This window comes from Rhodococcus koreensis (genome assembly GCF_017068375.1).
GTDB lineage: Bacteria > Actinomycetota > Actinomycetes > Mycobacteriales > Mycobacteriaceae > Rhodococcus_F > Rhodococcus_F koreensis.
Map to the genome: position 1 here is coordinate 322,040 of NZ_CP070610.1, position 25,872 is coordinate 347,911.

General features: G+C 65.2%; 21 protein-coding genes and 6 pseudogenes. 14 read left to right on the forward strand and 13 right to left on the reverse strand.

Going from position 1 to position 25,872, the window contains the following annotated elements:
• Nucleotides 1–742: 742 nt before the first annotated feature.
• The 4 genes from JWS14_RS42470 (at nt 743) to JWS14_RS42480 (ending at nt 5,326) form a co-directional block, all read left to right on the forward strand.
• Entirely contained in the window at nt 743–2,191 is a 1,449-nt protein-coding gene (locus JWS14_RS42470) for an FAD-binding oxidoreductase (RefSeq protein WP_206016417.1), read from the forward strand.
• A gap of 13 nt (nt 2,192–2,204) precedes the next feature.
• Complete coding sequence (locus tag JWS14_RS42475) at nt 2,205–3,308, forward strand: SDR family NAD(P)-dependent oxidoreductase (RefSeq protein ID WP_206016418.1); 1,104 nt, start codon at nt 2,205–2,207, stop codon at nt 3,306–3,308.
• Nucleotides 3,309–3,738: 430 nt separating this feature from the next.
• Entirely contained in the window at nt 3,739–3,870 is a 132-nt protein-coding gene (locus JWS14_RS51315; RefSeq protein ID WP_259376162.1) for a hypothetical protein, read from the forward strand.
• Entirely contained in the window at nt 3,863–5,326 is a 1,464-nt protein-coding gene (locus JWS14_RS42480) for an NAD-dependent succinate-semialdehyde dehydrogenase (protein WP_206016419.1), read from the forward strand. The genes JWS14_RS51315 and JWS14_RS42480 overlap by 8 nt, the downstream gene beginning before the upstream one ends.
• A 128-nt stretch (nt 5,327–5,454) precedes the next feature.
• Here JWS14_RS42480 and JWS14_RS42485 read toward each other — a convergent pair.
• A pseudogene (locus JWS14_RS42485) lies at nt 5,455–5,696 on the reverse strand (IS701 family transposase); the annotation flags it as partial.
• Here JWS14_RS42485 and JWS14_RS42490 point away from each other — a divergent pair.
• Nucleotides 5,682–5,926: pseudogene (locus tag JWS14_RS42490) on the forward strand (IS3 family transposase); the annotation flags it as partial. The pseudogenes JWS14_RS42485 and JWS14_RS42490 sit on opposite strands and share 15 nt — an antisense overlap.
• On the opposite strand, the pseudogene JWS14_RS42495 reads toward JWS14_RS42490, so the two are convergent.
• Nucleotides 5,904–6,101, reverse strand: a pseudogene (locus tag JWS14_RS42495) (transposase); the annotation flags it as partial. The pseudogenes JWS14_RS42490 and JWS14_RS42495 sit on opposite strands and share 23 nt — an antisense overlap.
• Before the next feature lie 27 nt (nt 6,102–6,128).
• On the reverse strand, nt 6,129–6,680 hold the full coding sequence (locus JWS14_RS42500) for a TetR/AcrR family transcriptional regulator (protein WP_095869924.1): 552 nt from the start codon (nt 6,678–6,680) through the stop codon (nt 6,129–6,131).
• Between the two features lie 94 nt (nt 6,681–6,774).
• Between JWS14_RS42500 and JWS14_RS42505 the strand changes: the two genes are divergently transcribed.
• On the forward strand, nt 6,775–7,515 hold the full coding sequence (locus tag JWS14_RS42505) for an SDR family oxidoreductase (RefSeq protein ID WP_206016420.1): 741 nt from the start codon (nt 6,775–6,777) through the stop codon (nt 7,513–7,515).
• 168 nt (nt 7,516–7,683) lie between these two features.
• On the opposite strand, the gene JWS14_RS42510 is transcribed toward JWS14_RS42505, so the two are convergent.
• Nucleotides 7,684–8,226: a dihydrofolate reductase family protein gene (locus JWS14_RS42510; RefSeq protein ID WP_206016421.1), complete on the reverse strand. Its 543-nt coding sequence runs from the start codon at nt 8,224–8,226 to the stop codon at nt 7,684–7,686.
• A 549-nt stretch (nt 8,227–8,775) separates the two neighbouring features.
• A complete protein-coding gene (locus JWS14_RS42515) occupies nt 8,776–9,186 on the reverse strand; it encodes a RidA family protein (protein WP_095869923.1) in 411 nt (136 codons plus the stop codon).
• Between the two features lie 83 nt (nt 9,187–9,269).
• Here JWS14_RS42515 and JWS14_RS42520 point away from each other — a divergent pair, with 83 nt between their 5' ends.
• The 4 genes and pseudogenes from JWS14_RS42520 (at nt 9,270) to JWS14_RS42535 (ending at nt 11,473) form a co-directional block, all read left to right on the forward strand.
• Complete coding sequence (locus JWS14_RS42520; RefSeq protein WP_095869922.1) at nt 9,270–9,653, forward strand: winged helix-turn-helix transcriptional regulator; 384 nt, start codon at nt 9,270–9,272, stop codon at nt 9,651–9,653.
• A 665-nt stretch (nt 9,654–10,318) separates the two neighbouring features.
• The gene (locus JWS14_RS42525) at nt 10,319–10,540 is read left to right on the forward strand and encodes a hypothetical protein (RefSeq protein ID WP_338051659.1); all 222 of its coding nucleotides are present in this window, start codon (nt 10,319–10,321) and stop codon (nt 10,538–10,540) included.
• Nucleotides 10,541–10,614: 74 nt separating this feature from the next.
• Nucleotides 10,615–10,952 (forward strand): annotated as a pseudogene (locus JWS14_RS42530) (phosphoadenosine phosphosulfate reductase domain-containing protein); the annotation flags it as partial.
• A 94-nt stretch (nt 10,953–11,046) separates the two neighbouring features.
• Nucleotides 11,047–11,473: pseudogene (locus JWS14_RS42535) on the forward strand (YciI family protein).
• A 125-nt stretch (nt 11,474–11,598) separates the two neighbouring features.
• Here JWS14_RS42535 and JWS14_RS42540 read toward each other — a convergent pair.
• The 5 genes and pseudogenes from JWS14_RS42540 to istA form a co-directional block, all read right to left on the reverse strand.
• Entirely contained in the window at nt 11,599–11,814 is a 216-nt protein-coding gene (locus tag JWS14_RS42540; RefSeq protein WP_095869920.1) for a hypothetical protein, read from the reverse strand.
• Nucleotides 11,815–11,822: 8 nt separating this feature from the next.
• Complete coding sequence (locus JWS14_RS42545) at nt 11,823–12,698, reverse strand: hypothetical protein (RefSeq protein WP_095869919.1); 876 nt, start codon at nt 12,696–12,698, stop codon at nt 11,823–11,825.
• 268 nt (nt 12,699–12,966) lie between these two features.
• Nucleotides 12,967–15,069, reverse strand: coding sequence for a KAP family P-loop NTPase fold protein (locus tag JWS14_RS42550; RefSeq protein ID WP_095869918.1), 2,103 nt, complete (start codon nt 15,067–15,069; stop codon nt 12,967–12,969).
• 358 nt (nt 15,070–15,427) lie between these two features.
• Nucleotides 15,428–16,196, reverse strand: a pseudogene (gene istB / locus JWS14_RS42555) (IS21-like element helper ATPase IstB).
• On the reverse strand, nt 16,193–17,764 hold the full coding sequence (istA, locus tag JWS14_RS42560; RefSeq protein ID WP_241031760.1) for an IS21 family transposase: 1,572 nt from the start codon (nt 17,762–17,764) through the stop codon (nt 16,193–16,195). The pseudogene istB and the gene istA overlap by 4 nt, the downstream one beginning before the upstream one ends.
• 412 nt (nt 17,765–18,176) lie before the next feature.
• Here istA and JWS14_RS50690 point away from each other — a divergent pair, with 412 nt between their 5' ends.
• From JWS14_RS50690 to JWS14_RS42580, 4 genes are all read left to right on the forward strand, one after another.
• A complete protein-coding gene (locus JWS14_RS50690) occupies nt 18,177–18,425 on the forward strand; it encodes a hypothetical protein (RefSeq protein WP_241031761.1) in 249 nt (82 codons plus the stop codon).
• A 737-nt stretch (nt 18,426–19,162) separates the two neighbouring features.
• Entirely contained in the window at nt 19,163–20,632 is a 1,470-nt protein-coding gene (locus JWS14_RS42570) for a nitrate/nitrite transporter (RefSeq protein ID WP_206016422.1), read from the forward strand.
• A gap of 228 nt (nt 20,633–20,860) precedes the next feature.
• On the forward strand, nt 20,861–21,526 hold the full coding sequence (locus JWS14_RS42575) for a DUF8020 domain-containing protein (protein ID WP_206016423.1): 666 nt from the start codon (nt 20,861–20,863) through the stop codon (nt 21,524–21,526).
• Nucleotides 21,527–22,402: 876 nt separating this feature from the next.
• Nucleotides 22,403–22,555, forward strand: coding sequence for a hypothetical protein (locus tag JWS14_RS42580; protein ID WP_179443367.1), 153 nt, complete (start codon nt 22,403–22,405; stop codon nt 22,553–22,555).
• Nucleotides 22,556–22,916: 361 nt separating this feature from the next.
• Here JWS14_RS42580 and JWS14_RS42585 read toward each other — a convergent pair whose 3' ends face one another.
• The 3 genes from JWS14_RS42585 to JWS14_RS42595 all read right to left on the reverse strand — a co-directional run bounded on the left by JWS14_RS42585 (nt 22,917) and on the right by JWS14_RS42595 (nt 25,598).
• On the reverse strand, nt 22,917–23,534 hold the full coding sequence (locus JWS14_RS42585; protein ID WP_167116409.1) for an RES family NAD+ phosphorylase: 618 nt from the start codon (nt 23,532–23,534) through the stop codon (nt 22,917–22,919).
• Nucleotides 23,531–24,055 carry a hypothetical protein gene (locus JWS14_RS42590; RefSeq protein ID WP_206016930.1) on the reverse strand — a complete coding sequence of 175 codons (525 nt, stop codon included), beginning with the start codon at nt 24,053–24,055 and terminating at the stop codon, nt 23,531–23,533. Before JWS14_RS42590 ends, JWS14_RS42585 begins: the two co-directional genes overlap by 4 nt.
• Nucleotides 24,056–24,971: 916 nt before the next feature.
• Nucleotides 24,972–25,598, reverse strand: coding sequence for a carbonic anhydrase (locus JWS14_RS42595; RefSeq protein ID WP_206016424.1), 627 nt, complete (start codon nt 25,596–25,598; stop codon nt 24,972–24,974).
• Between the last annotated feature and the right edge of the window lie 274 nt (nt 25,599–25,872).

A 25,872-nucleotide genomic window follows, 5' to 3' on the forward strand; every position in this document is an offset into this window, starting at 1 on the left:
CAGCCGTCAACACATCGGGCGCGCCCCATAGTCTGACGGATGCACCGAACCCGCTCCGTGCGAGCGGGTTCGGTGCCCGCGGAGCATCACCATAGAACACACGGTGTCCAAAACCGTTCCCGGGCAGAACACCGTACGCGTCCGCCCTTCACGGCCGTCAATCCCTAACACGGCTTTCACAGATTGAACATCCGCATGAGCAACGAAACCCCACGTGGTGGCAGCGCCGGTAGAGGTTCGAAAGCTGCCGCCCGCCCTTGCGACGATCAACTAATCCTCGAACTCGCCATCGAATGGCTACCGTTCGACGGACCATCGTCAGAAGACATCTGGGTGCAGTTCGGGATCGACCGAACACAATTCTGGGAGCGCATCTCGTGCCTGCTCGGTTACCGGCGATGGACATGGCTACTGGACGCGCCCACAGTTCGAGCTCTCTCCGAGCAGGCCACAACAATGTTGCGGGCACACCAGCACTCATCAGAAGGAAGGGTCAAGACGATGACCCCCGAGCACCAACTATGGCGGACTCATCGTCCGTGAAAGGACATCTCGCGAGCGGGCATTGGTCACGGCGAAGCACCGGCCCCGGAACCTCAGATGGGATTCGACACCGACCTCGCCGGATGGCACGGGCACCCGATAAACGTCGACACCGACAATTTCAAACCTATTGCCAGCACGCGATGTCGCCGGCGGCAGACCGAGTTGCGCACCCCTCAGTACAGGAGAAATACCATCCATGATCGACATCCCGACCATCACGGCCAACACCCGATTCACCGGAACCCTCTTCGAGCGCGACGATGAGGGCTACGAGAATGCTCGCGTCGGCCGAGTGTTCCACAGTCGATATCCTGACCGCTTTCCCCCGGCCGTCCTGATGGCCGAAATCGAGAACGACATCGTTGAGGGCGTTCGGTTCGCCAGGGAACGCGGCTGGAAGGTCGGCATAAGGTCTGGCGGCCACAGCTTCCCGGTGTGGGGCGTGCGGGACGACGCCCTGCTGATCGACCTCGGCGGCTACAAGGAAATTTCTCTCGACGAGAACACCGGCATCGTCAGCGTGACCCCGTCCGTCCAGGGCGGCAGCGAGCTGGGCGTCTACCTCGAGCAGTTCGGGCGGTTCTTCCCCGGCGGGCCGTGCCCGACGGTCGGTATCGGCGGATTCCTGCTTCAAGGCGGCATGGGGTGGAATCATCGGGGCTGGGGCTGGGCGTCAGAGCAGGTTCTGGCGATCGATGTCGTGACGGCCGACGGCGACCTTGTTCGCGCCGATGCCGAACAAAACTCGGACCTCTTCTGGGCGGCCCGCGGAGCGGGGCCCGGGTTCTGCGGGGTCATCACCCGGTTCCACCTCCAGACCCGACCGTTACCCAAGGCTCTTACCGGGACGATGCAGATTTATCCCGTGGAGCGGTATGCCGAGATTCTCGAGTGGCTCTCCGAAGCCCAGAAGGACATCGCGCCCAGCGTCCACCTGGTCGCGGTGTCGATGAATCCACAGTTCGAAATCCCCGGCCACGCGGGAGGCTACGTCTTCGCGGTGTGGGGACTCGCCTTCTGCGACACACGCGAAGAGGCCGAGCAGGCGCTGGCACCCCTGGCGACCGCACCATACTGCGAGCACGCGTTGATCATGAACAATGCTCAACCCACGACGATGAAGTCCGAGTACGAGTTCGTCGACATCACCCATCCCAAGGGCTTCCGCTACCGGGTCGAGTCGGCCTGGGTCGAAGGACCGTACGACGAGATCGCTGCGGCCGCACAGACGCTGGTCATGGACCGGCCCAGCAACGAGCCCGGGCATACCTTCTTCCAGTACACCCTTCCCCACGAAGGACCCGACCAGGCCATGTCGTTGATGACCGAAATGATGGTCGGGGTGTACATCATCTACAGCGACGCAGCGGATGACGAAAAATACCGGCAGTGGTCGCTCGGAGCGATGAAGCACTTGGAGCCCTACACGAAGGGTCAGTACTGGGGCGACTCCGACCAGCAACACCGCAGGGTGAAATGCCTGACCGATGACGCATGGAAGCGGCTGCAGGTGATCCGTGCCGACCGCGATCCGGAGGGCGTCTTCGTCGACTACCTGGCCGGTGCCGGGGGCTACCAGAACATCAACGAATGGGAAACGCCTGAGGGCGTGAATCTCGCCAACACCATGAGCCAATCCGTCTGAAAGGCACGTTGAAATGGATCTTCGCAACAAGACAGCAGTGGTCATCGGAGGCGGAGACGGTATCGGCAGAGCCGGTGTTCTCGCGCTCGCGCGCGCCGGTTGTGATGTCGTCGTCGCCGACATCGACGAGGCCGCAGCCAAGGCGGTTGCGTCCGAGGTCGAGGGTCTCGGGCGGCGCTCCCTCGCGGTCGCCTGCGACACCACCCGAACAGAGGATCTCGCAGACCTGCACCGTCAGATATCCGAGGTGATGGGCCAGACCGACATCGTCTGGAGCCATGCAGGCACCTCGGTGGCCGGCCCGCTGGAGCAGATCCCTCTCGAGCGGTGGGAGCATGTGCTCGATGTCAACGCTGTCGGCGTTGTCCGTGCCTTCCTCGAGTTCGGGCCCGAAATGGTGGCGCGAGGCCATGGCCACCTCATTGTCACCTCATCGAGCCTTGGGCTGTTTCCTGAGCAAGTGCCGTTAGGGGGTGCCTATACGTTGTCGAAGTCCGGTTTGATCGGTCTCGCCCGCACGCTGAACGCCTACCTCTCACCTCGAGGCGTGGGCGTCACCTTGCTCTGCCCGGACATCACCAACACGCGGCACACGCTCGAAGTTCCCCTGGTTGGCATACCGACCGAGATCTTCGAAGCCGGACTCGAGCTGGAGGCCCTCCAGAGCCCCGACGAGGTCGCGGACGCGTTGCTCGCCGGCTTGCGCGATGACACGTTCCTGGTCTCGCTCACCCCGGATGTCCGACAGAGGCTGCACGACGACATCGACCAGATGACGGGGCGCGGGCAGGTGCAAGACGGTGCAGTAATAGTCCAAAGCGGACGCCTCGTGATCGAGGAGGACCTCCATGACCGGGCCAGCGCCGCCATCGGGGAGCTAGTGGCGAAGTCGGTCCACGATGCGGGCAATATCTCGTTTGTTATCAGCGCTGACCTAGTGGCACGGGGGGTCTTCTACGTCTATGAGGAATGGGAGTCGCAGTCAGCGCTCGATCAGCACGCCGATTCGGAACATGGCCGGGCCTTCGTCGGGATGCTCCCCTCTCTAGGAATTCGGGAGTTGTCGCTGCGAGTCCACCGGGTGGAATCGAGCCAGGAAGTCACGATCCCGGTCTGACGCCATACCGCCGACCGGCATGCACACCGCCAGTGCATCTTCGCCTCAAACCGGGGGTCGGTCGGCAACCCGGCGACCACACACACGAGTCCACGCGCCAGGATGCAAACACTGATTCCCCTCTCCCGGATCACGCTAGGGGTCCCGTAGTCGCTGCGCACTCCCCTCTCCGCATCTCCGCCGTTTCCTCGGCGTAGGGCCTGAGCCTGGTGGTCAGCTCAAGCGCCTATGTCCGCCCTGGCCGGCCGCGTAATCCGGCGATGTTCGATCCCAACTCACCATTCTCCTGCGGCCGGCGGTATCGAGCACACACTGCCAATCATGCCCGGCTCGCGAAACGACATTGGCTTGCAGTCGAATTCGTCGGCCAGAGCGTGGCATGCTGCTGGCCGCCGACATGTACCCCTGCAGACCTTCATGGCTGCGGACCATGCGTGCAGACACCGTGTCCTTCTGGCTGAAGCCGGCCGGATTCTTCGACCGCAACCCCGCCCTCGACGTCGCCCCCACCCCGGAGGCGTGCGATCACCACCATTCCCACCACGAGGACTCCGATGACTGATTTCGAACGGCTCCGCGCCACCCTGCCCACCGGTCTGTGGATCGACGGCGCCCAGACCGACCCGATCGACGGCGGCACGGTCCCGGTCTACGACCCGGCCACGGGAACCCTCATCGCCGACGTCGCCGATGCCGGCGGCAAGGACGCGATGCGCGCACTGGACTCCGCCGCGGCGGTCCAGGAGGAATGGGCGGCGACCGCGCCGCGGCAGCGGTCGATCATCCTGCGCTCGGCGTGGGAGAAGGTCATCGAGCGCACCGACGACCTCGCGCTGCTGATGACGATGGAGATGGGCAAGGCCCTGCCGGAAAGCCGCGGCGAGGTGAACTACGGCGCCGAGTTCCTGCGCTGGTTCAGCGAGGAAGCCGTCCGCATCCAGGGCCGCTACACCACGTCGCCGTCCGGCAGCGGACGGATCATGGTCACCAAAGTGCCGGTCGGACCCACCCTGGCCGTCACACCGTGGAACTTCCCCCTCGCGATGGGCACCCGCAAGATCGGCCCCGCGCTCGCCGCCGGCTGCACGATCATCGTCAAGCCCGCCGAGGACACCCCGCTCACCATGCTGCTGCTCGCCGAGATCTTCGCCGAGGCAGGCCTGCCCGCCGGTGTGCTGTCGGTGCTGCCCGCGTCGAACGCCGCCGCCGTCACCGAACCGCTGCTCGCGGATCCGCGGCTGCGGAAGGTGACGTTCACCGGATCCACCCGGGTCGGCAAGATCCTCATCGAGCAGTCCGCCCAGCAGGTTCTGCGCACCTCGATGGAACTCGGCGGCAACGCCCCGTTCGTGGTGTTCGACGACGCAGACATCGACGCCGCGGTCGAGGGCGCGATGGCCGCGAAGATGCGCAACGGCGGCGAGGCGTGCACCGCCGCCAACCGCCTGATCGTGGCCAACTCCGTGCGCGAGGAATTCACCACCAAGCTCACCGACCGGATCGCCGCGCTCACCGTCGGACCGGGCAGCGACGACGGCACCCACGTCGGCCCCCTCGTCAACGAGAAGCAGCGCCGCAACGTGGCGTCCCTCGTCGACGACGCCGTCGCCGCGGGCGCCCGGGTCCGCACCGGCGGCAAGTCCGTCGACGGTCCCGGCTACTTCTTCCAGCCCACCGTCCTCGACGAGGTCCCGGCGAACGCGCGCATCGTCCGTGAGGAGATCTTCGGACCCGTCGCCGCGATCACCGGTTTCGACACCGAGGCCGAGGGCGTCGCCGCCGCCAACGACACCGAATACGGTCTCGCCGCGTACATCTACACCCAGAGCGTCGACCGCGCGTTCCGCGTCGCCGACAAGCTCGAGAGCGGCATGGTCGGTGTCAACCGCGGAGTGATCTCCGACGTCGCCGCGCCGTTCGGCGGAGTCAAGCAGTCCGGACTCGGCAGCGAAGGCGGCACCGAAGGCATCGAGGAGTACCTCGAAACCAAATACATCGGCTTCGCGTCTGGTCAATAGTCGCCCGACCGAGGATCGTCGACCGGTCATCCATGCCTGGCTATAGTCGTCGAGCGCGGAGATCTATAGAGCGGAGAGCAATTTCGCTGAGCCGACTTCATACTGAGATACGACTCGGGCCGAGACAGTTTCAGATCCCCTTTTTGAGCGCCACGGCGCAGGATCGTCAGGATGGCGGCCACGGCCATCGACAGGTCGATGTGCCGGTACCAGGTCGGGTACCCGCGGATCTGGTAGTGGTCGAGGCAGGTCTCGTTCTTGGTGGTCTGGGAGCACTCCCCTATCGCCCAGCGGCTGCCGGCCACCCGCACCGGCTCGGCAAGTTCGGTGTCGGCGGGACCGGGCAGATGTAGTAGGCAACGACATTGGGCGGGATCAGATGTCCCGCCTGATGGCGATCACCGGCATCACCGGAGCCGTCCGCGGCAAACACCACACGATCACCACCCAGCCCGACGATCGGGCGCCGCGGCACCCGATCTGATCGAGCGGAACTGGGACGCACCGCAGCGCCCGGACCAGTGGTGGGTCGCCGACTTCACCTACGGTTGGACGTTGGCCGGGTTCGTCTACACCACGTTCTGCGTCGACGTCTTGTCGGGACCGTGATCCCGAACGAAGGCGGCAGAGGCCGCCAGGCGCATCCGCTGATCAGCACGAACACGACCGCGGTGAACACCGCTCGGTCGTCGACCGGTGCGCTGCCGCCGCCCTGTGGTCGGGTGGCGAACGGCGGAATCAACGGTTCGGCTGTCTCCCCCAACGCATCCGGCAAGCCCGGAGACGTGCCGATCAACGTTCGCTACTCGCGCCGGCGCAATCCGTCGAGGACGATGCTGAGCAGGTGCCGGGCTCGAATGTCCCATTCGTTCTCGTCGAGCCGGGACAGGTAGCCGATGAGGAGGATGACGTCACGAGCGTCGACATCGGAGCGGATCGCTCCGGCGGCTTTGCCGGCGGCAAGGAGCATTGTCACCGCATCACCGATCGGACCGAGGCTGTGCGCGGAGAGGTCCCGCCATACCGCCGTCTCGACTGCGGCGAACACTCCACGCTTGATTCGTGCATAGTCCGCCACCCGGTTGAACCAGCAAGCCAGCGCCTTGAGCGGCTCATGCTCGGCGAGGAACGCCGGCGCGGCCGCAACGAGCTGTTCGACATCGTTGCGATAGACCTCGGCCAGCAGGTCATCTCGAGTCGGAAAGTGGCGGTACAGGGTGCCCTGGCCGACCCCTGCCTGCTTGGCGATCGCGTTGAGCCTCAGCTCGTCTGAGTTCGCGATGACCGTTCGTGCGGTCTCGATAATCCGAGCGCGATTCTCGGCAGCGTCGGAGCGGCGGCGGGGTGCGTTCATCTGTCCTCTGCATGACGACTTGAGTAAGCGGACACGTGTCCGCTAACCTGAAACGTAAGCGGACACATGTCCACTTTAAGTGAAGGGATTCCACATGTCAGCCATCAACGGCAAGGTTGTCGCCATCACCGGCGCGAGCAGTGGCATCGGTGAGGCAACCGCCCGCCTGCTCGCCGAGCGCGGCGCGGCGGTCGTCCTCGGTGCGCGTCGGACCGAGCGTCTCGACGAGCTCGCCCAGGGCATCCGTGAACGTGGTGGACGTACTGCCACCTGCACTACTGATGTCACCCGCCCCGAGGACCTCGAGCGGCTCGTCGGCCGCGCCGTAGAGGAGTTCGGCAGACTCGATGTACTGGTGAACAATGCCGGAATTAGCAAGATCGGGAACATGACAGACCTTGACGTCGACGGCTGGTCGGCGATGATCGACGTCAACCTCCGTGGGGTGCTCCACGGCATCGCCGCGGCACTTCCGATATTCCGTCGACAGGGCGAGGGGCATCTCGTGACCACCGTGTCGACGTCCGGCCTGAAGATCGTCCCCACCCAGGCGGTCTACGCCGGAACCAAGAACGCCGTCCGCACCCTGTTGGAAGGATTGCGGCAAGAATCGACCGACGGCGTACTGCGGACAACGTCGGTGTCGCCCGGCGTGGTCCGGACCGATCTCGCCGATTCCATCGACGATGCCCAGGTCCGCGCGCAGATCCAGCGGAACATGAACGAATTCGCCATCCCGCCGGAAGCCGTCGCCCGCGCCATCGCGTTTGCCATCGAACAACCCCACGACGTCGAAATCGGCGATATCACCATCCGCCCAACCGTCCAAGGCTAGGTGCCGTTGCCCGATCTCAAGGCATTCGCCCATAGGCGATCGCCTTGCGGCCACCCGGTGATGTTGCGCCTGTCTCTTCGTGCAACGAGTCAGGCGGTCCCATCGCACGTCCCGCCTGGCAATCGAGCTGAGATGGTGCTCGTGCCATTCAGGGACGGCGCGCCGGGATCATTTGCGGACGCGGAATCGGAGCATGGTGACGGGGCCCGACTGCGTGTTGCTGAACGGTTCCAGGTCGATCCTGCCGAGGCCTGGGGTCGAGAAGCGGATACCGTCGCCGAGAAGCACCGGCAGGACATACACCAGGATCTCGTCGACGAGCCCTCGCTGCAGGCACTGGCTGGCCACGTCGGCACCGAGGATCTCCAGGTTTTTGCCGCCCGCAGCGTTGAGCGCCGTGGCGACGGCTTCCGCGATGTCGCAGGTGAGGAACGTGACCCCTGGGTCCGGCTCCTCCGGCGGCTCGTGAGTGAGGACGAACTCGGGCCCCCCGTCGTAGGTGGTGTCCTCGTCGGCCATCTGCTTGGCGACCTCGTAGGTGCCCCGGCCAATGAGCATGGCGCCCGTGGCCGCCATGACCTCCGGGAACGCGGCCGCGCTCATGAGGTCGAGGATCCAGTCCATCGCGTGGTCGGGACCGGCGATGAAGCCGTCGAGCGACATCGCCCTGTTCACGACCACTTTGCCGGTGCCGGTGCTCGTGTCGCTCACGCGCTTCCTCGCAGGACTCCGGCGGGCTGGCGGGACAGACAGCGAGTCGTCTCCGCCCCAGCGGCGTCGGGAAGCGACACGTGAACGCCAGCGCCGCGCCAGACGACGTAGTAGCCGGGACTACCCCCGAGCTTGGTGTGGTGGTGCGCCGTGACGCATCTCCAAAGGGTGTCGAGGCCGATGTCGAACACCTCGCTGTACCACGCACTCAGCGATGTCGAAGTTGCCCGACGCATTCGGCTACTCTATCCGAGATTTTGCGTGTGACGCCCGGCTCCGGGCGCCACAGGGATGCTCGGCAGAGTGGGTGGACCCCGCCTCGTGAGGGACCCAGAGTACCTGCGGATGGGCTCACTTCGACGGGAATAGCACAGCGCCCACTCGTCCCGCACGCCGAACCTGCACCGGGACGAGATCGGCGCCCAGCGCGCACTCGCAAGGGTCAGCGCTCGTCCCGAGAGCGGATGGGTAACCAGGACTGTTTGGTGGGCGCTGCCCCCGCGCAGGCGCTCGGTTGCTGTTGCAGCACAAGCGCCCCGCGGAATTCGGTCAGTCGATGAGGGCGGTCGCCTCGACTTCGACGAGCACATCCGGCTCGAACAGGTAGTCCACGCCGATGAGCGATGTCGGCGGCAGCGGCAGCGTGAGCCCGATCTCCTCGGCGACCTGCTCGACACCGGCCATGAACTCACCGATCTTCTCGGGCTTCCAGTCCGTGACGTAAAAGGTCAGCCGGAGGACGTCGTCGAAGGTCGCGCCCACCCCGGTCAGCCCTGTCGCGGTGTTGCGGAGCGCTTGGGCGACCTGCCCCGCGAGATCACCTTGGGCAACCGGGGTTCCATCGGCGAGCCGTGCGATCTGACCTGCGACGTGGACGTGTCGGGTTCCGGAACCGACAGCGACGTGGTGATACGGAGTGGGCTGCGTCATTCCATCGGGGGTGAAGTACTGAACGGTCATGAAGGTTCTCCTCGAATATCGACCTGGATAGGTATACCTTTAATACCTGGTATACAGAAGTCACTTCAATGAGACTAGGTAGCATGCGAGATACTCCCCAGGCCGTTCGCGACGAACTCACGATCACCCCGCCTCATCGAGAGCTGCTTGATCAGATTCTCGACAAGTGGTCATTGGCGGTGCTCAACGAACTGTGCGAGCGCCCAAGCCGCTTCAACGATCTGCGCCGCGCGATCCCTTCAGTGACACAGAAATCTTTGACCGCCACCCTGCGTCGACTCGAACGCAACGGCATCATCGAGCGCGAACTTCTCAGCTCTCGCCCGGTCGCCGTCGAGTACCGGATCACCCCGCTCGGCAAGACCCTTCGCCATCCGGTCGATGTCCTCCTCGGCTGGGCCGAAACCCACATGCCCGAGATCGAAAACGCACGCACACGCTTCGATGCCGAGTCGGAACTCGCCTGATGCACCCGCACGGCATTCGGACGCAGGGGCCGGCCCCACAAGTGATCCCTGACAGCACCGGGCGCTCTGCTTGTCGATCATCATGCGCATCCTCTCAGGGATCGGTTTGCGGTACTGGCGCCTCTATCCCCTGCTCAGCATCGCCGCCGCAGTGAGCGTGGGGCTGCCGGCCTTCCTGCTGGCGCGGCGACTCCAACTCGCTGCGAGCCGATCCAGCTCGTTCCCGGCGCCGCGCGGCGGTGCCAGACTTTGCGCAGATGACTGACATCGACACGCTGCCGCCCGACCTTTCCAGGTTCATCGGCTGTGCCCGTGAACTCCGAGAGATCGCCGTCCTCGTGGCCCCGGGGAGGCTCGTCACGTTGCTCGGTCCGGGTTGGGTGCGGCAAGACACGTCTCGCAGCGCCCGCGGTGATCGAACGCTGGCGCGCGGGCCGGAAGATAGATCCTGACATGCCACGCGGTTTCGCCGATCTCAAACACGAGGTCTTCGCTCGCCACTCCAACCCGTGGAGTGCCTGGACTCGCTAGCTGAGCACCCCTCTTGTGCTCGTTCCTCTGTCGACACGGCAGTGGAGCCATGCCGCGATCGTCGGTGCCTGGATGGCCGCCAACCCCGTGATCTTCCCGAACCGGCGGACGAGCACGCTTGGTCCACCCGGGCGGTGCTCGGCGAAGAACTCTGGATCACCGAGCGGCCACGCGACACCGCGATGGCGGTAAACGCGGCGGCCACGCTGGCCGGCATCACCGCACTGATCGCCGCCCGGCGACGCCGCGCCGCACCGGCAGCCGGTGCCACCGCGGTCATGATGGCGCTGCTGCTGGTCTACTGGCGGCTGATGGCCGGCTACTACAGCCGACACCGGGGCGCCAACACCGGCTGAGCCCCGAATACGAGTCGGCTTCCGGTCGTCGTATCCGACGTGGACGATCCGGACGAGGGCAGGCTGCTGATGTAGTGCGGGCCGACGAATCCGCCGCCCGCTGGCACCTCTACACCCGAGGTTGCCGCCGCGACGGCATCATCTCCCGTCCGACGGCACCACCGCGTACGGGCCGATCTGGGACTGGACCACCACCGACGTCTGGGCCCACATCGCCCGCCACCGGCTCCCGGTGAATCCCGTCTACACCAAACTCCGTGAGCTGGGGGTCCCCGAGCAGCAACACCGCCTCTCCCACCTCCTCGACGGTGGCCACCTCGACCGCGGCCGTCTCACCTGGCTCCGCCGCGGCTGGCCCGCCCTCTTCGAACAACTCGCCGATGTACTCCCCCGCATCCGACAACTGAGTTAGGAAATGTCGCCGGGGTATGTCGAGAACCCGCACGCGGCTTCGTCCCCGCAGTGAAACGGCCAGAATGGGCCGCACCGCACCAAAGGAGAACATGATGGCCAAGTACCTGCTGCTCAAGCACTACCGCGGCGCGCCGGCATCGGTCAACGACGTACCGATGGACCAGTGGACGCCGGAGGAGATCTCCGCCCACGTGCAGTACATGAACGACTTCGCCGCCCGGCTCGAGGGCACCGGCGAGTTCGTCGACAGTCAGGCACTCTCCCCGGAGGGCACGTTCGTCCGCTACGACGGCGAGGGGCGGCCGCCGGTCACCGACGGCCCGTTCGCGGAGACCAAGGACCTGATCGCCGGCTGGATGGTGATCGACGTCGAGACCCACGAGCGGGCGCTCGAGCTGGCCGGCGAGTTGTCCGCGGCCCCGGGGTGCGGATGGGAAGCCGATCCACGAGTGGCTCGAGGTGCGCCCCTTCCTGACCGCTGCACCGACCACGACGGAGTGCGGCTTTCACCAGGGGTGATGACACGTCCCCCGAGCCTCTGATCGCGGTGCCGGGGCCGCTCGAACAACGCGGGCTGTCTAGTACATGAGCAAGAATGGGCTAGAGTTTGTCCACTGCGGATGCACAGGATGAGCCGGAGGCGTTTACCCCTTCTCGGGGTTGGTGCCTTCGGTTTTCTGTTTCGCGAGCCGTTCCTCGGTCATTCGCTTCTTCAGCTCCCGGCGGGCGCGTTGCTTCGGGGTTTCCTCGGGTTCGCTCTCGGGTTGGTCGTCGACGGGCCGGAAGTGCGCGCGCCCCAGCTTGATGTCCGGGTGCACGACCAGCTCGGGTCGGCCCTTGTCGTCGGTGAATAGTCCCATCAAGCCCCTCATTCCTCGGTGATGTCTCGCAGTTGCACGATCATCCGCCGGCCAATGCTCCCGTCCGGGCGACGGTAGCGCCCCTCACCGGCCGAGACCACCTCGAACCGCATCCCGCGCGGCAGCAGGTGCGCAGTGTCGTCGACCGTGTCCGACCGCCCCATATACATGCCCCGGTCCGTTTCGATCTCGAACACCACATCCCGCTCCCCGACCGTCGGGTCGAGTTCGTGCAGGGCATGGGTGGCCATTGTGTGCCGATCGAAATCCAGCCGCGAATCCGGCTGCAGCGTCGAGGGCAGGTTGACCGCTTCCTGCGGCACCATGTGCGGGAGCGTGACCGCGCAGTAGAGGATGTGGCCTCGGTCGTTGAACCGTTCCGCGGTCTGAATCGCCCGGTCCACGCGCTGGACCTGGGACCTCATCTTCTCGTCCAGTTGTTGCGCGTCACCGCGTGCCGTCGACAACGCCTCGCCGACCGTCTTCCACCGGTCCGGGTCGGTAATCAGGGTCTGCACGGCGGTGTACCCGACGGCCGGCAACCGCGACTGCGCCCTGTGCTTGTTCACCGAGCGCACCTTGCGCTGACGCGAACTCGGCGGCTGACGAATCGAATCCGGGATCGGCAAGTCCCGGCGTTTACGTTCGGAGACCTCGGGCACTGTCGCTCGCGGGAAGGCCCGCTCCAGGTCTTTGCGGGCGCGGGTGAATTCGGCGTCCTCGACCATCCGGTCAAGCTCCCGGGCCGAATCACGCTCCTGTGCGCGGTCTTTGTACGTGTCGGCGGAACGATAGCCAGCGGGCTTCGATGCGGGCGTAATACTGGTGCCGGCCTCCGGGTCCAGGCGCGTCGGTGGCGCGTCCGGGCTCACGTTGTACGCCACCCCGACCTCCCCGACCGCCTCGGTACCGCCCCTGAAACGACGAAACGTGGCAGACGGGTTCCTAGAGCCATCTGCCACGCCCGGACCCACCTCACGGGCGGGTTCCACGGAGAACGTGCATCATCTGGCGACCAACCATCAACACGTTCCCGCGCGCATCGCCGGCGTCACCGCCGACTGACGCCCAGCATACCTAGCGTCCGCAGTCCACGATCAGCTCATCCCGCCCGATTTCAGCCAACGATCGCTCCGAATGTGTTTGTCACGCTTATTCTGACTTCGCCTGGATCAGTGCCTGACGGGCCCGCCGAACGCGGTTCTCGATCGAAGCATCGTCTTCATTGATCTCCTCGCGGTCCTCTGGTCTTTCCACGATCAAAGGCTCCCAAAGCTGACGAGGCACAACCATCTCGAACTCATCTCGGTTGAAACCACCAAGTAGCGGCGCGCCTTGGACTGGACCTGATTCGCTGCTGTACGCCGTGTAGATACTGACGAAGCGTGCCGCAATTCGGTCCACTTCCTGGCCGCCATCGATCATCTCTTTGACCTTGTTGCGTAGTTCGTTCAGACGATCCTCACCCAGATACGACCCGTAGAAGAGCACGGAGCCAGTTTCCGAATCGTCCGTCGTGAGATCCGTGATGCAGGCGTCGAAACACCTGCGGTGCACGTCTTCCCCGACCGCACGAATCTGCTCCGACTCCTCCTCCGTGGGCGTGTTGGCTGCGACTGAGGTCGACATCGTCCGGATCGTCACGTGCAGTCCCCATTCGCTGACGAATGTCTCGAGGACTGCGCAGGCAGATTCAGCCGTGTCCGCTAGTACCACGGCGATGCCTGCCAATGCACCAGCGAACCGAGACTCCGAAGACAATCTCGAGGCTGTCGTGAAATTCAGGAGACGACGACTGACAACCAATGCGGCCGAAACCGCGTTAGCCGAGTTCATGCTCGCCGTGACCTTGGGCAAGAGGGTGCAACATTTCTCCGCCGCGTGGCCGGCCATCTGCTCATCCGCCAGCGCCATGCCCAGGGGTGACTGGTCGGCGAGTTGGCCGGTGTCCGCCAGCTCCGATAGTCCGGCCACAATTAGTGCGTCACTGATATCGCCCACCGGAATGCCCATGACGAAGTACCTGTCGAAATACGCACTTTTACAAACACTCTGCTTGCGCGCGTTTCCGATCCAGCCTGGTCCTCTAACAGCGGGGAAGAGGTATTGCACCAATCGCGCCAGCGCATCCGCGCGTTCGCCATTGACCTCAGCTGCCTCTTCGATCTGAGCACGCCAATTCGGCTCCTCTCCGCTCCGAGTGGAGACCGGCCCGGTCCTCAGCAGCCTGCCCTTCCACGCAGGCAGCTTCTGGTACAGCCTCGGATAGCGCACCCGCAGGAACGTCAGAAACAACAGGTCTGTGGCGTTGATCTCGTTCGGGCGGATCACCGTCAGCGTGATATCGAACTGGGTTACCAATCGATGGATTGCCCGGAGCGTTTCGAGGTCGCCGGGAGGAACGAGTGACAGGAGATCATCGACCGGTGATCCGAACGGCCCCCTGCCCGAGAGTATCGGCCCGAGACTGTGGGTCGCTTCCACCTTCGCGAGCGCCGTGGTCATCTCCCGAACGCGGTGTGGCTGTTGCAGAGGAGGAAGGTCGAACGGGTACTGCACGATCTTCTCGAGGAACTGCAGTGCCCGGTCCGAGTTCTTCGCGATCGATGTCGCGGACAGGACATCGAGAACGGTGTTCTGATCGTAGGCAAGCAAATAGTGGATCCCTGGGAAGTTTCCGAGGAGGCGGACCGTCTTCAGCACCGCGACCAACTCATCGGCGTGGAGTCGATCGATGTCGTCCACGACAACAAGTATGCGGATCCCTGCCTCGACGATGTCTTTCGATGCTTCCTTGAACTGATCCTGGAATGATTTCTCGAAGTACTTGCCAGTCTCCTCGAAAAGCGTGCTAACCGCCTTCCCCGCTACTGGAATCATGCTGGCTGCTCCGGTCGCAAGTGGGACCATCGCCCGCAACTTGCCTCCCATCTTCTTGCGGACATCGGTAGGCAGGGCGGATTCGATGGTGGCGTAGAACTCCTTCACCAGCGTCGCCGAATCGGATGCGGCCCACGGCGTGAAGTAATGCACGGACCATTCGGGGGTGGGCATGTTATCTGCAATCATCCGCAGGACGGAAGTCTTTCCACTACCCCAAGCCCCGGTGAGCCCGAACGCGACACTGTCGCGTCCACCCATCGCAGCAATTCGTTGGGCTACATGCGCCGAGAACTCCTCGCGATCGAGGCGATCTCCGCTGGCATCTGTGATCGGTGCGTCGGTGAAAATATGCGCTGGCGCGGTGACAGTCATGGTTTCACTTCATCACAGCCCGATCGCTGGACAGAACTGCACTGCCCAATAAACCCGCAGGTAGATCACGTGAATGACAGACCGTTGTGACGTGGCACCGCATGTCATTAGCTTCTTCCGGGCGCCCTGTATGCCGTGGCGGGACTCGTACCAGACCGGTGACTTCATCGTGGCGGCGGCCGTGAAACATCGCGACACGAATCGACCGAGTCCCTGAAGTCGGCGCCGTTTACGATCGGTGATGGCGGGGGAACGCCATTGTCAAGGGACATGGGGGCGTCCCTGTAGGCGGACAGGTGGTGTCCCTGTGCGCGGACAGCTGATCTCCCTGTCGGCGGTCAGCTGATCTCCCGCACCATCAGGTCAACGGCATCACCCCGCGTCCGGCGGTGGCGTCCTGCAACCGCAGCGAGGTGCCTTCGGTGATCACGACATGCGCATGGTGGAGCAGTCGGTCGACCGCGGCGGTCGCGAGCGTTTTCGGCATGATCGTGTCGAATCCAGACGGGTGCAGGTTGCTGGTCACCAACGACACTGCGGCGCTCATAGGCGGCATCGACGAGGCGGTAGAACGCCTCAGCGGCGGCCTGACCGGACGGCAGCATCCCGATGTCATCGACCACGATCAACTCGGCGCGGGTGATCTTGGTGATGGTCTTGGTGATCGACCCGTCCACCGCGGCCCGCCCGATCGCGGCGGTCAACGATTCGAGGGTGAACCACGACACCCGCATCCCCGCATCGATCACCGCATGCGCGAGCGCCTCGACGAAATGCGTCTTGCCGGTCCCCGACGGTCCACTGACCGCCAGGTTCTCGGCGCGCTGCACCCACTCCAACGTAATCAGGGCCTGCTGGGTAGGAGCCGGGATCGACGAATCCTGTTCCCGCCATGAGGAAAACGTCTTCCCGGCGGGAAGCCCTGCGGTCTTGCGGCGCATCGCCTTCGTTGCCTCGTCCCGACCGCGGACCTCCTCGTCGAGAAGGACCTTGAGGACCTCGGTCGGATCCCACCGCTGCGCTTTCGCCGTCGCCAGCACCTCCGGTGCGGCAGCCCGCAGGTAGGGCAGGCGCATCCGTTTGAGGACGGCGAGGAGGTCGTCGGGCAGTGGCGGTGCGGGGTTCATGAGCGTGCCTGCGCACCGGTGCTGCCGAATCCGGCCCAGGCGGCGGTGCCGGGTTGGACCGAATGCTCCTCGTCGGCGACGACACCCGCGCCGGCTGTGGTGTCGGTGTGGTGCGCGACGATCGCCGGCAGGTCCCCCTCGGCGAATCGGCCCGCTTCGGCTGCTCTCGACAATGCCGAGTCGACGGTGGCGGCGCCGACGAATGCGGCCAACTCGACCGCGGCGGTCATCTTCGCCCGGATCCGGACCGTCCCGGCCGCCGACGCGGCGACCAACCAGGTGTGCGCCCCGGGCCCGAGGTCGAGGAACCGGGCTTCGGCCGCGGAGCGGGCCTTCGGGACCGGCGGCTTCGGTGCCCCACCCGGGTCCTGCGGATGATCGGGGTAATGCGCCGGGTCGATCCGCGGGTTCCCCGGCGTCGAAAGTAAATGTCGCGCAACCTCACTCAAACCTCTCCTGTTTTCGGCCCACTCCGGGGCCTGGGGCAAGGCATCGAGGTCGGCGACGACGACCAGGTCCGTGCCGGCAGCGCGCACCCACACTTCGGTGCCGACCAACCCCGGTGGCGTCGAATACCGCACCGACCCGAACCGGATCGTCTGATCGGTGCCGACGCTGCGGGTGGTGCCCAGTGCCAGAGTGTGTGGGGAGGTCGGCAGGGTGTGCAGCCGGGCGCGTTCCTCGGCCAGGGCCTCGTCCGGGATGCGGGCGCTTTCGCGGTGCCGACGCGCATTGACCGTGGCGCAGAACTGCTCGCACGCGGCCTCGAGGTCGGCGAACGAGGCGTAGTCCGGCAGCAGGTTCGCGTCGGTGGGCACCAGATCGGCCTTGGCGATCTTGACGGTCGCCTCGCTGCCACCCTTCGATTCCGGGTCGAAGGGCACACAGGTGTGCACGGCCATGCCGTAGTGGCGGCCGGTTTCGACGATCTGCGGATGCCGCACCGCGATCCCGGCGACGTGGTCGATGCTGACCGTGCGCGGATTGTCGGTCAACGCATAGGTCGGCACCCCACCGAAGCGGCGCACCGTGGCATCGAGACACGCGATCAACGTCGGCAATGTTTGATCCCACACCGGGATCACCACCCGGTAGCGTGACCATGCCAGCCAGGCGCAGAACAACAGCGTCGAGCGCAGAATCCCACCGGGCCCGGGCACTTTCGGGCCCTCACCCCAGTCGAATTGCATCCACAGTCCGGGTTCCGTGATCCACGGTCGGTAGGTGCGGCGGTGCCCGGCCCGCCATGCGGCTTTCGCCTCCGCGACGGCGCGTCGGGTGGTGCGTTCGGTGCCGTCGAAGCCGAGAGCGACGAGGCGTTCGTGGACGATGTCGGCACGAACCTTGCCTTTGCTGCGCTCGACCCATTGCTCGATCTGGGGTAGATGCTCGTCGATGATGCGGGGCCGCCGCGACGGGCCGGTCACCGGCATCCCGGCGTCACGGACGGCGACGTAGCGTCGGACGGTTTTCGGATCGACCCCGGCCAGCTGCGCCGCTGAGTGCGCGGTGCCGGTGGTGTCGTAGGCCTCGAGAATTTCCATGATGTCCCTGTCAGACTTCTTCATGCGTCCCTCCGGTGGGAGTCGCTCGTAGGTGGTCGAAGACCTCGAGCAAAACCCCGGAGGGGCGTCTGTGTCAGGACCGACACACCGCCGGCCCCCATGTCCATCGACAGGGAGATCAGCTGTCCGTCAGCAGGGACGAACGTGTCCGCCTACAGGGAGGTTGGCATGTCCGCTAGCACGCCATCACGTGAACAACGAGGGGGATCACGCATGTCTGCAGATGAGGTCACCGAGGCGGAGAAGGCCGGCGCCGCCCCATACAGCCGGGCGCTGCTGGCGGTCTACAACTTCCACCTCGGTGGTCGGCACCTCGACATCGGCCCCGGAACCGGCTGGTACCTCCGCCGCGCCACATACCCGACCCCGAAACCCGACGATCGAGCTGCTCGACCTCAACCCGAACACCCTGCAGATGACCACCACCCGTCTCGCCGACCGGGGCATCACCGCGACCGCGTACACCGGCAGCGTCCTCGCCCCGCTTCCCCCGGACATCTGGGTGTTCAACTCCGTGTCCGCGAACTTCGTGCTGCACTGCGTGCCTAGTACCTGGGCGGAGAAGGGCCGCGCATTCGGACACATCGCCCAAGTTCTCGACGACGACGGGGTTTTCTTCGGCTCGACCATCCTCGACGTCTCAACGACTTACCGGACGGACTGAATGAGATCGCCATACTGTGCAAGTGCCCAGTCAGTAGCCGTCCACCTGTCGCGGGCCACCGGAGACGGCTAATCGAGTCATCGCGGAGCAATCGCGACGAAATGCACTTCCGCGCCTTGTGACGAATCATATTCCGCAGCTTGACATCAGAGCTGTACCGGGTGCCTGTAACCACGTCCTATTATCCACGTCTGTCCGCCTCGACCTCCGGGCCGTGTCGAGTCACACACCGCCGCAGTGCTGCTGTTGGGCACGGCTGGGGAAGATCGGACTGACCGCGGGACCTCCGAACGCTGCCGATCCGTGGCGCAGACCCCCGACCAGGCATGATCTGCAACATTCCTGTCCGACCTTGCCATGACGCTCGCCTACTTGGCCGACCGCGCCGCCCACCCCGGGCCATCCTGACGCGTTCGGGCATATCGCTTTCGGTACCGCGCTACCTCCATGATCACCACCCGGGCCCGCCGCCGACGACCACAAGACGACCGCGGCGATCGACACCGCCCGCGCTGCAGCCGGGAAGACCGCATCTCTGGGGCCGGAAAACCTGCTCCCGACCAGGGCATATGCATATGTAGAGTCTGTTGCCCAATGGTCACGGTGTTGTTTCGGGGTGCTGTCTTCCGTGCATGTGCCCAGGTGAGCGAAGTGTAAGCGCCCCGACACCACCGGCCATCGAGCGGACACATTCCGGCTTTATGGTTCTGCGAATCTTCAATCTCAGGAGCTAAGCCGTGACAACAATATCTCAGCGACCTTCGAACTCATCGCATGCCCCGATATCGGTCGGGCATCGGATCGACAAATGGGACCCCGAGGACGAGGCCGCCTGGGAGGCGGGCGGGAAGAACATTGCCCGCCGCAACCTCCTCGGCTCCATCCTCGCCGAGCACATCGGATTTTCGGTGTGGTCGGTGTGGTCGGTGATGGTGCTGTTCATGCCCACGGCGGTCTACCACATCGATGCAGCCGGAAAGTTCTTCCTTATCGCCATACCCACCCTGGTCGGCGCCATACTGCGCCTGCCCTACACCTTCGCCACGACCACCTTCGGTGGCCGGAACTGGACCATCATCAGCGCACTGGCACTGCTGGTTCCGATGACCCTGACCCTGTACTTCATCTCGAGGCCCGAGACCTCCTACACCATGTTCATGATCGTCGCCGCGTTCGCCGGACTCGGCGGCGGGAACTTCGCGTCCTCGATGACCAACATCAACGCGTTCTACCCGCAACGCCTCAAGGGCTGGGCCCTGGGCTTGAACGCGGGCGGCGGCAACATCGGCGTCCCTGCCATCCAGCTGATCGGCCTGCTCGTGATCGCCACCTGGGGCAACCGCAGCCCCCAGATCGTCTGCGCGGTCTACCTGGTGCTCATCGGCATCGCCGCCGTCATCGCCGCCCTCTACATGGACAACCTCACCGACCAGAAAACCGACGCACGATCCCTCATCGATGTACTCAAATTCCGTGACTCCTGGATCATCTCGTTCCTCTACATCGGAACATTCGGATCGTTCATCGGATTCAGCTTCGCCTTCGGCCAGATCCTGCAACTGAACTTCCTCGCCGGACTCACCAACGGCGCTCCGGCCACCCCTGCCATGCAAGCCACCGCCGCCCTGCACGCCGCCCAGATCGCCTTCATCGGACCACTTCTCGGGTCCCTATCCCGCCCACTCGGCGGACGCCTGGCAGACAAGATCGGCGGCGGCCGGATCACCCTCTACAGCTTCGTGGCGATGATGGCAGCCGCCGGTATCCTCGTCGTCGCCGGTACCGTCGACGACTCCACCCCCGGGGCCGCGAACACCGCCATCATGACCGCCTACGTCGTCGGTTTCATCCTGCTGTTCGTCATCTCCGGAATCGGCAACGGGTCCGTCTACAAAATGATCCCGGCCATCTTCGCCGCGAAAGCCGCAGCGCTGCACCCTCACGACGCACCGACCGCCGCCGTCTGGTCACGCACGATGTCCGGGGCACTGATCGGAATCGCCGGCGCCGTCGGCGCCCTCGGCGGAGGCGGAATCAACCTCGTCCTACGCGCGTCCTACCTCGGGGTTCATAAGTCCGCCACCACAGCATTCTGGGTGTTCGCCGCGTTCTACATCCTCTGCGCGGTGATCACCTGGACCGTGTACCTGCGGCGACCGACCGCACCGGCATCCACTCCGGTTTACACTCTCACGCCTGCTCTCTGAACAACAACCTCCGGAAACGTCCGGGAACGCCGACTCATCCACGGAACCCCGTTCAGCAGAACACCATCCCGGCATTGGCTGCACAGCCAGCCTGCGGGTCAACATCCTCACGACGGCGATTCAGCGCCTTCGGCCGCGTCGAGCGGCGCTGCGGTCATCCGCCGGACTCGTCCAGCACAGCAGGGACCGTTTCGGTCCCTGGAACACACGAGAAGGAAATCCACGAGCATGAAAATGTCCAAACTGATGGCGGTCGCCGCCATAACCATCGCGTCGATGGGAATCGTCGCCGGCACCGCCCACGCGGACCCCGCACCAGCCACCCCTCCCGGTGTGGGGTGGAACCTCACCCGCAACGGTGACCAGGTCATCATCGACACCACCGCCGGGTCACTGAGCACCGAGAACAACCACCTGATCATCCGCGACGCCTCAGGTGCCACCGTCGAGTCGGTACCCCTGTCGATCGCCGTCAACGGCTTCGCACACCCCGTCGCCGCACAGATCAACGGCCGCACCGCAACCCTGACCACCGACACCAGCCCGGCCGCCGCAACCCCGGTCGCTCTTCCGTTGCGGCAGGTCGACCTGCCCGCCGCCACCGCCGGAGTCAAGGACAACATCACCCTCACCGCGGCCGTCGGCGGCTTCCTCGGCGCGGCAACCGGTCTGGTCGGCGGCTGCGTCCTCGGCGCCGTGGCCGGGGCCGTGATCTCCGCACCGGCAGCACTGCTGTTCGGCGCCGGCCCCTTGGCAGGATGCATCGGCGGCGCACTACTGGTCGGCGCGGGCGCCTCCCTCGCCGGCACCGCGATCGGCGGCCTCGGCGCCATGGCAGCCAACGCCGATCCGTTCATCACCCTGCTGAACGCACCCCCGGCCCCGAAGAAGTAACACGATCCGCAGCGTCATCGCTGAACAACCTCCCGCGGTGCGGCCCGCCTGGCGGGCCGCACCGCGGACGCTCACGTCGCAGATGCGGATTCGTATCCTCGCAGCATGACGAGTGGACGAACACCACTGGAGCAGGCGTCGCACACCGTGCGCGGCCGACGCACTGCTGAATGGGGCCAGGCGTCGACGTATGCGCGAGCATCTCGCGGGGTCGGTCCCGACGCGGCGTCACTGGCTTCCAAATGGGGCCGGGAAGGACAGAAACGAGGACGACCGGATCGAGAAGCTGGGCAGGAGGATGAGCATCTACTCGGCGTCCAGTTCCCTCCGTATCGCGTCGAGTTCCTCCTTGATCCGAGCCGTCCTGTTGTGTCATGGATCCGTAGGGCGTCATCAGGATCAACTCGGTTTGCTGCGGTGAGAGCGAGTAGCGCACGCAGGCGGGCTGCGGCCTCGTCCCCTCCCTTTGATCGAAAGATCAATGCCAGGATTTCGAATGCGTTCTCCTGCGCCAGATTCGCTGCGACCAGGAGTTCATATCGTTCTCGCCGTATCGGCCCGCCAGGGTCCGGACGTTCCATCATCCTCACCTCCCTCCCGGACATCCGACCACACGGGACGCTCAGCTCGGTCGCTTTCCGAGCGAGTCGGGGCCGAGGCGGTGCACTGCCGGGCCGTCCTCGAAGCAATTCCCACAGAATCAGCCATTCCTGCTGCTCATGCGGATCGCGCTCGTACTGGCCACCGTGACAGGCCTACCGGTCGAGATGCACAATCGGACAAGTCCCGCTAGCAGCGGACAATCGCCCTGCTCAACGGGGCGATTGTCGGGATGGGCGATGCCGGGAAGTGCGGCGTCGAGAGAAACACGCGAATATGAAGGAAGCCTCCGACGATACGAAGTCCACCAAAAGTGGCGGGAATCGCTACCCCGAGTGCAAGTTATGGGATCTGATCCTGGATTCGGCCACCTTGATGGCCGCCGCAGTGATCATCGCCCTCACCCTCACCACCGGTGGATACCTGTGAACTGACGCGCCAATGCCGGGCCCCTGCCCCGCCGGCCAATCGCGGGTCGCAATATGTACCTGCCGCCGGGGTCCAGGCCGCCCGAGAATGGGAGCGAACGGCGCTGATCACAACGGCGGCAGACCGCCTGCCGTCGCAGACTCGCCGCGCTCATGTCGGCGAACGAAGCGCCAGCGGAAAAGTACTACTCCCCGCGGCGAGGTGTGGCGCGTTCCCACCAGTCGATCGTCTCGCCGTCGGCCCCGAGCCACCGCTGCCGTCCACCACCACCCATGCCGCCGCGGATGCGGCGCTTCCCCGAACGGCTGATGTGTCCGGCATTGGACGCACACCGTCGCCCTACCGAGCGCGGGCCGGCTCGTCAGGTCGGCGGATCGAGAACCCGGACCGACCGCGGAAGCGGCTGTACCGCAATACCGCAACGCCTCGCCGCCGCCGCGAAAGACTCCGGGCGGGGATCCACAGGCCAGGACACCTCCCCGGCCGGACCGAATACCGCGGCCGCATTCGCCGCCGGGCCCGTGGTGAACCGCGTCTGGTACCGGATGCCGTCGAACTCGGCATCGAATGCCGCCGCCCACGCCCGGGGAACGTCGTACGGTGTCATCGAACACAACTCCCGGGTGAGCCCGAACGCGGCAGCCCCGTCGGCGCAGGTGTCCGCGAGGTCATGGGTGCCCGGTACCCGCAGAGTCGACAGTGCCCGCTCGGCCGCGAAGTCGTGGGCGATCACCCCGAGCGATGCCAACGCCTCCCCCACCGTCTCCCGGATCGCCGTCGTCTCATCGAATGCGACGTAGCACGTACCGCGCGGCGCGGCCAGATCAAATCGTCCGCCACCTGACGAGGAGAACCACCACGGTCCATTCGAGACCCGGTGACCCCGCTTGACCTGCCGCCTCCCGGTCAACCGCCAACCAGGAAACCCGGTGAGCGCGCGCGTTCCGGGCGCCCGCAGAGCAACGTCCTCCCGGGTCACGCCGCCCACCGCTGCACGTCCGCGCGGGCCGCCGCCAGGACCGGGTCGACCCGGCAGCCCTCGGTCAACCAGCCCACCGCGGTCTTACCGCCGAACGCATCCTGTGGTGCCCGCAGCCACAGCGCACTCGTCCACGGGTCGGCCCCTGCACGCAGGACACGCCACACCTGCACCAGCGCCGGGTCCACGGTGCCGCTGCGGGTGAACTGCCACACCGGGTAGACCCATTGCCCCTCCTCGAGCTGGCAGGCGATCACCGCGTTGGTGGCGACCTTCTTGCTCACCGCCTGCCGACTGACCTTCCACCACCGAGTCAGACCGGCGGTGTCATAAAACGGGCCCACGACCTGGTCATAGACATGATGAGTGGGAAGCGCAGCCGACATCGCGTCAGCGATCGCCTGCACGTCCGCGAACGCGTCGGTGGGCACGCCGGCCGCAGCGGCGGCGGCGAAGGTACGGTGCACCCGCTGCGAGAGCTCCTCCATCAATTGCTTCTCCTGCTCCACCAGCGACGTCATCACCCACACCCACCCTTTCGCGTCAACTTTGTCAACCACAATGATGCACCAAAGGGTCAACCACGTCAACCAGACCGTCCACTCCTTTGGCAGACGGATCTTGTCAGACTGCGCTATCTACCGGCTCGCCTCGACTTGTCGCGCACTGCACGACTCGGTGTTCTTTTGCCGTCACGGAATCCGCCGCAACGTGGCGGAACTGCCACTGGGCCTTGGGACCAGTCGTCGGCTACCCACTCCATGAGGGCGGAGTAGGTCCATGGAGTGTCTGCACACGTTATCCAGAACGCCCCGGGTGGCGTGACACCGCGTGCGGGCGGTAGGCGACGCCAACCAGGGGTCCATGACTGCACGATCCGACGCACGGAAGTTTTACCAGCACTCCACCTTCCGTCGTTCTGATCAGATTCCGAATCCCCCACGGGGCCTTCCGCGCAGAACAACCCACGCGCCAGCGTAAGATCCACCGAAATCTGATAGTCCCCGGACACGAACTGCGGATCCACCAGATGGTGTTCGCGCCCCCGTCGTGGAGGTGGAGTTTCTTAAATTGCCGGCAATTCCGTTGATCGTGTTCAAGTGGGATGCCGCGGTAAGCGCTGCCGTCCTCCGGCGATATCTGCCACCGGCCTCTGAGGTCCTGGATGCCTCACCGATCTGAGATTCATTCGCGCAGCCGATACCTTCAGCTCACAGGGGTTGGCAAGAACCTGTAGTGAAGATGAGTCGTGCTGCGCTTTTAATTCCCGTCCGCGCCATAGGACCCTGGGTGACGAGGCGGGTCGGTGGGGATCTCTCCGAGCCCTCGGTGTTATCTGGCGTCCTCGGGGCCGATCGCCGTGCGTAGATCTTGTGTCACACCGTTCGGCACGGTAGTTCGGTGCCGTGCTCCAGCGGCTCAGCGGTTTCGGCCGCGTCAGTCGCGGAGTTCGCCGATGTCTCCGACCCCTCCCTGCAGGTGCATCCGGCCATCGGACAGCTTGTAGGTGACGCCGGCAATAGCGCAGGCACCACTCCCGACGCGATCGGCAATGATGCGCGAACGCTGCATCAGGAGAGTCCCGGTCTCCACGACATGGCGGCCTTCGAGTTCGTCGACGGTGGTGAGGCCCTCTTTGCGACCCATCATGATCGACGGCGCCACCCGTTCAACGATGCAGCGGATGAAGCCGTCCGGAACCTTGCCCTTGTCCAGCGCGTCCAGAGTGGACTTCACGGCGCCGCAACCGTCATGACCCAGCACGACGATCAAGGGCGCGTCGAGGATCTGCACCGCGTACTCGATGGAACCGAGCACGGCGTCGTCGAGGACGTGGCCGGCCGTTCGGACGACGAACATGTCACCGAGGCCCTGGTCGAAGATGATTTCCGCAGCGACACGTGAGTCTCCGCATCCGAACAACACCGCGGTGGAGTGCTCTTCGTCGACGAGCTGCGCGCGGTCGACGATTCCCTGGCTGGGGTGGATCGAGACTCCGCTGACGAAGCGCTCGTTACCCTGGCGGAGGGTTTTCCACGCGGCAACCGGGTTGGAGTGAGGCATGCGGTTATGGTTCACCCGCACTGTTGCGCCTGCTCGGCGGGAACATTACGGCGACGGAAACTCCGGTTCGCGCATCGGCGAAGAGACGTGTGAGGAACAAGTGGCGGGCGACGCCTCCGCGCTGATCAGCCGGTGCGAGTCTCCACGCATCGAACACAGCGGTCAGCAGGGACGCCCTGCAAGAGGATCAGTGCGCACGTGCGGTTCCGGCGGCTGCACCGGCGCACCGGCGCACCGGCGCACCGACCACACCTTCGCCGATCTCGCCCGACGC

Bases quoted from the DNA above. Each gene is read 5' to 3' on its own strand.
- JWS14_RS42505 (WP_206016420.1), top strand. From the start codon at position 6,775: ATGTCAGCCATCAACGGCAAGGTTGTCGCCATCACCGGCGCGAGCAGT.
- JWS14_RS42575 (WP_206016423.1), top strand. From the start codon at position 20,861: ATGAAAATGTCCAAACTGATGGCGGTCGCCGCCATAACCATCGCGTCG.
- istA (WP_241031760.1), bottom strand. From the start codon at position 17,764: ATGAAGAAGTCTGACAGGGACATCATGGAAATTCTCGAGGCCTACGAC.
- JWS14_RS42500 (WP_095869924.1), bottom strand. From the start codon at position 6,680: ATGAACGCACCCCGCCGCCGCTCCGACGCTGCCGAGAATCGCGCTCGG.
- JWS14_RS42480 (WP_206016419.1), top strand. From the start codon at position 3,863: ATGACTGATTTCGAACGGCTCCGCGCCACCCTGCCCACCGGTCTGTGG.
- JWS14_RS42520 (WP_095869922.1), top strand. From the start codon at position 9,270: ATGCGAGATACTCCCCAGGCCGTTCGCGACGAACTCACGATCACCCCG.
- JWS14_RS50690 (WP_241031761.1), top strand. From the start codon at position 18,177: ATGACCACCACCCGTCTCGCCGACCGGGGCATCACCGCGACCGCGTAC.
- JWS14_RS42580 (WP_179443367.1), top strand. From the start codon at position 22,403: ATGAAGGAAGCCTCCGACGATACGAAGTCCACCAAAAGTGGCGGGAAT.
- JWS14_RS42540 (WP_095869920.1), bottom strand. From the start codon at position 11,814: ATGGGACTATTCACCGACGACAAGGGCCGACCCGAGCTGGTCGTGCAC.
- JWS14_RS42470 (WP_206016417.1), top strand. From the start codon at position 743: ATGATCGACATCCCGACCATCACGGCCAACACCCGATTCACCGGAACC.
- JWS14_RS42590 (WP_206016930.1), bottom strand. From the start codon at position 24,055: ATGACGTCGCTGGTGGAGCAGGAGAAGCAATTGATGGAGGAGCTCTCG.
- JWS14_RS42515 (WP_095869923.1), bottom strand. From the start codon at position 9,186: ATGACCGTTCAGTACTTCACCCCCGATGGAATGACGCAGCCCACTCCG.
- JWS14_RS42475 (WP_206016418.1), top strand. From the start codon at position 2,205: ATGGATCTTCGCAACAAGACAGCAGTGGTCATCGGAGGCGGAGACGGT.
- JWS14_RS42595 (WP_206016424.1), bottom strand. From the start codon at position 25,598: ATGCCTCACTCCAACCCGGTTGCCGCGTGGAAAACCCTCCGCCAGGGT.
- JWS14_RS42550 (WP_095869918.1), bottom strand. From the start codon at position 15,069: ATGACTGTCACCGCGCCAGCGCATATTTTCACCGACGCACCGATCACA.
- JWS14_RS51315 (WP_259376162.1), top strand. From the start codon at position 3,739: ATGCGTGCAGACACCGTGTCCTTCTGGCTGAAGCCGGCCGGATTCTTC.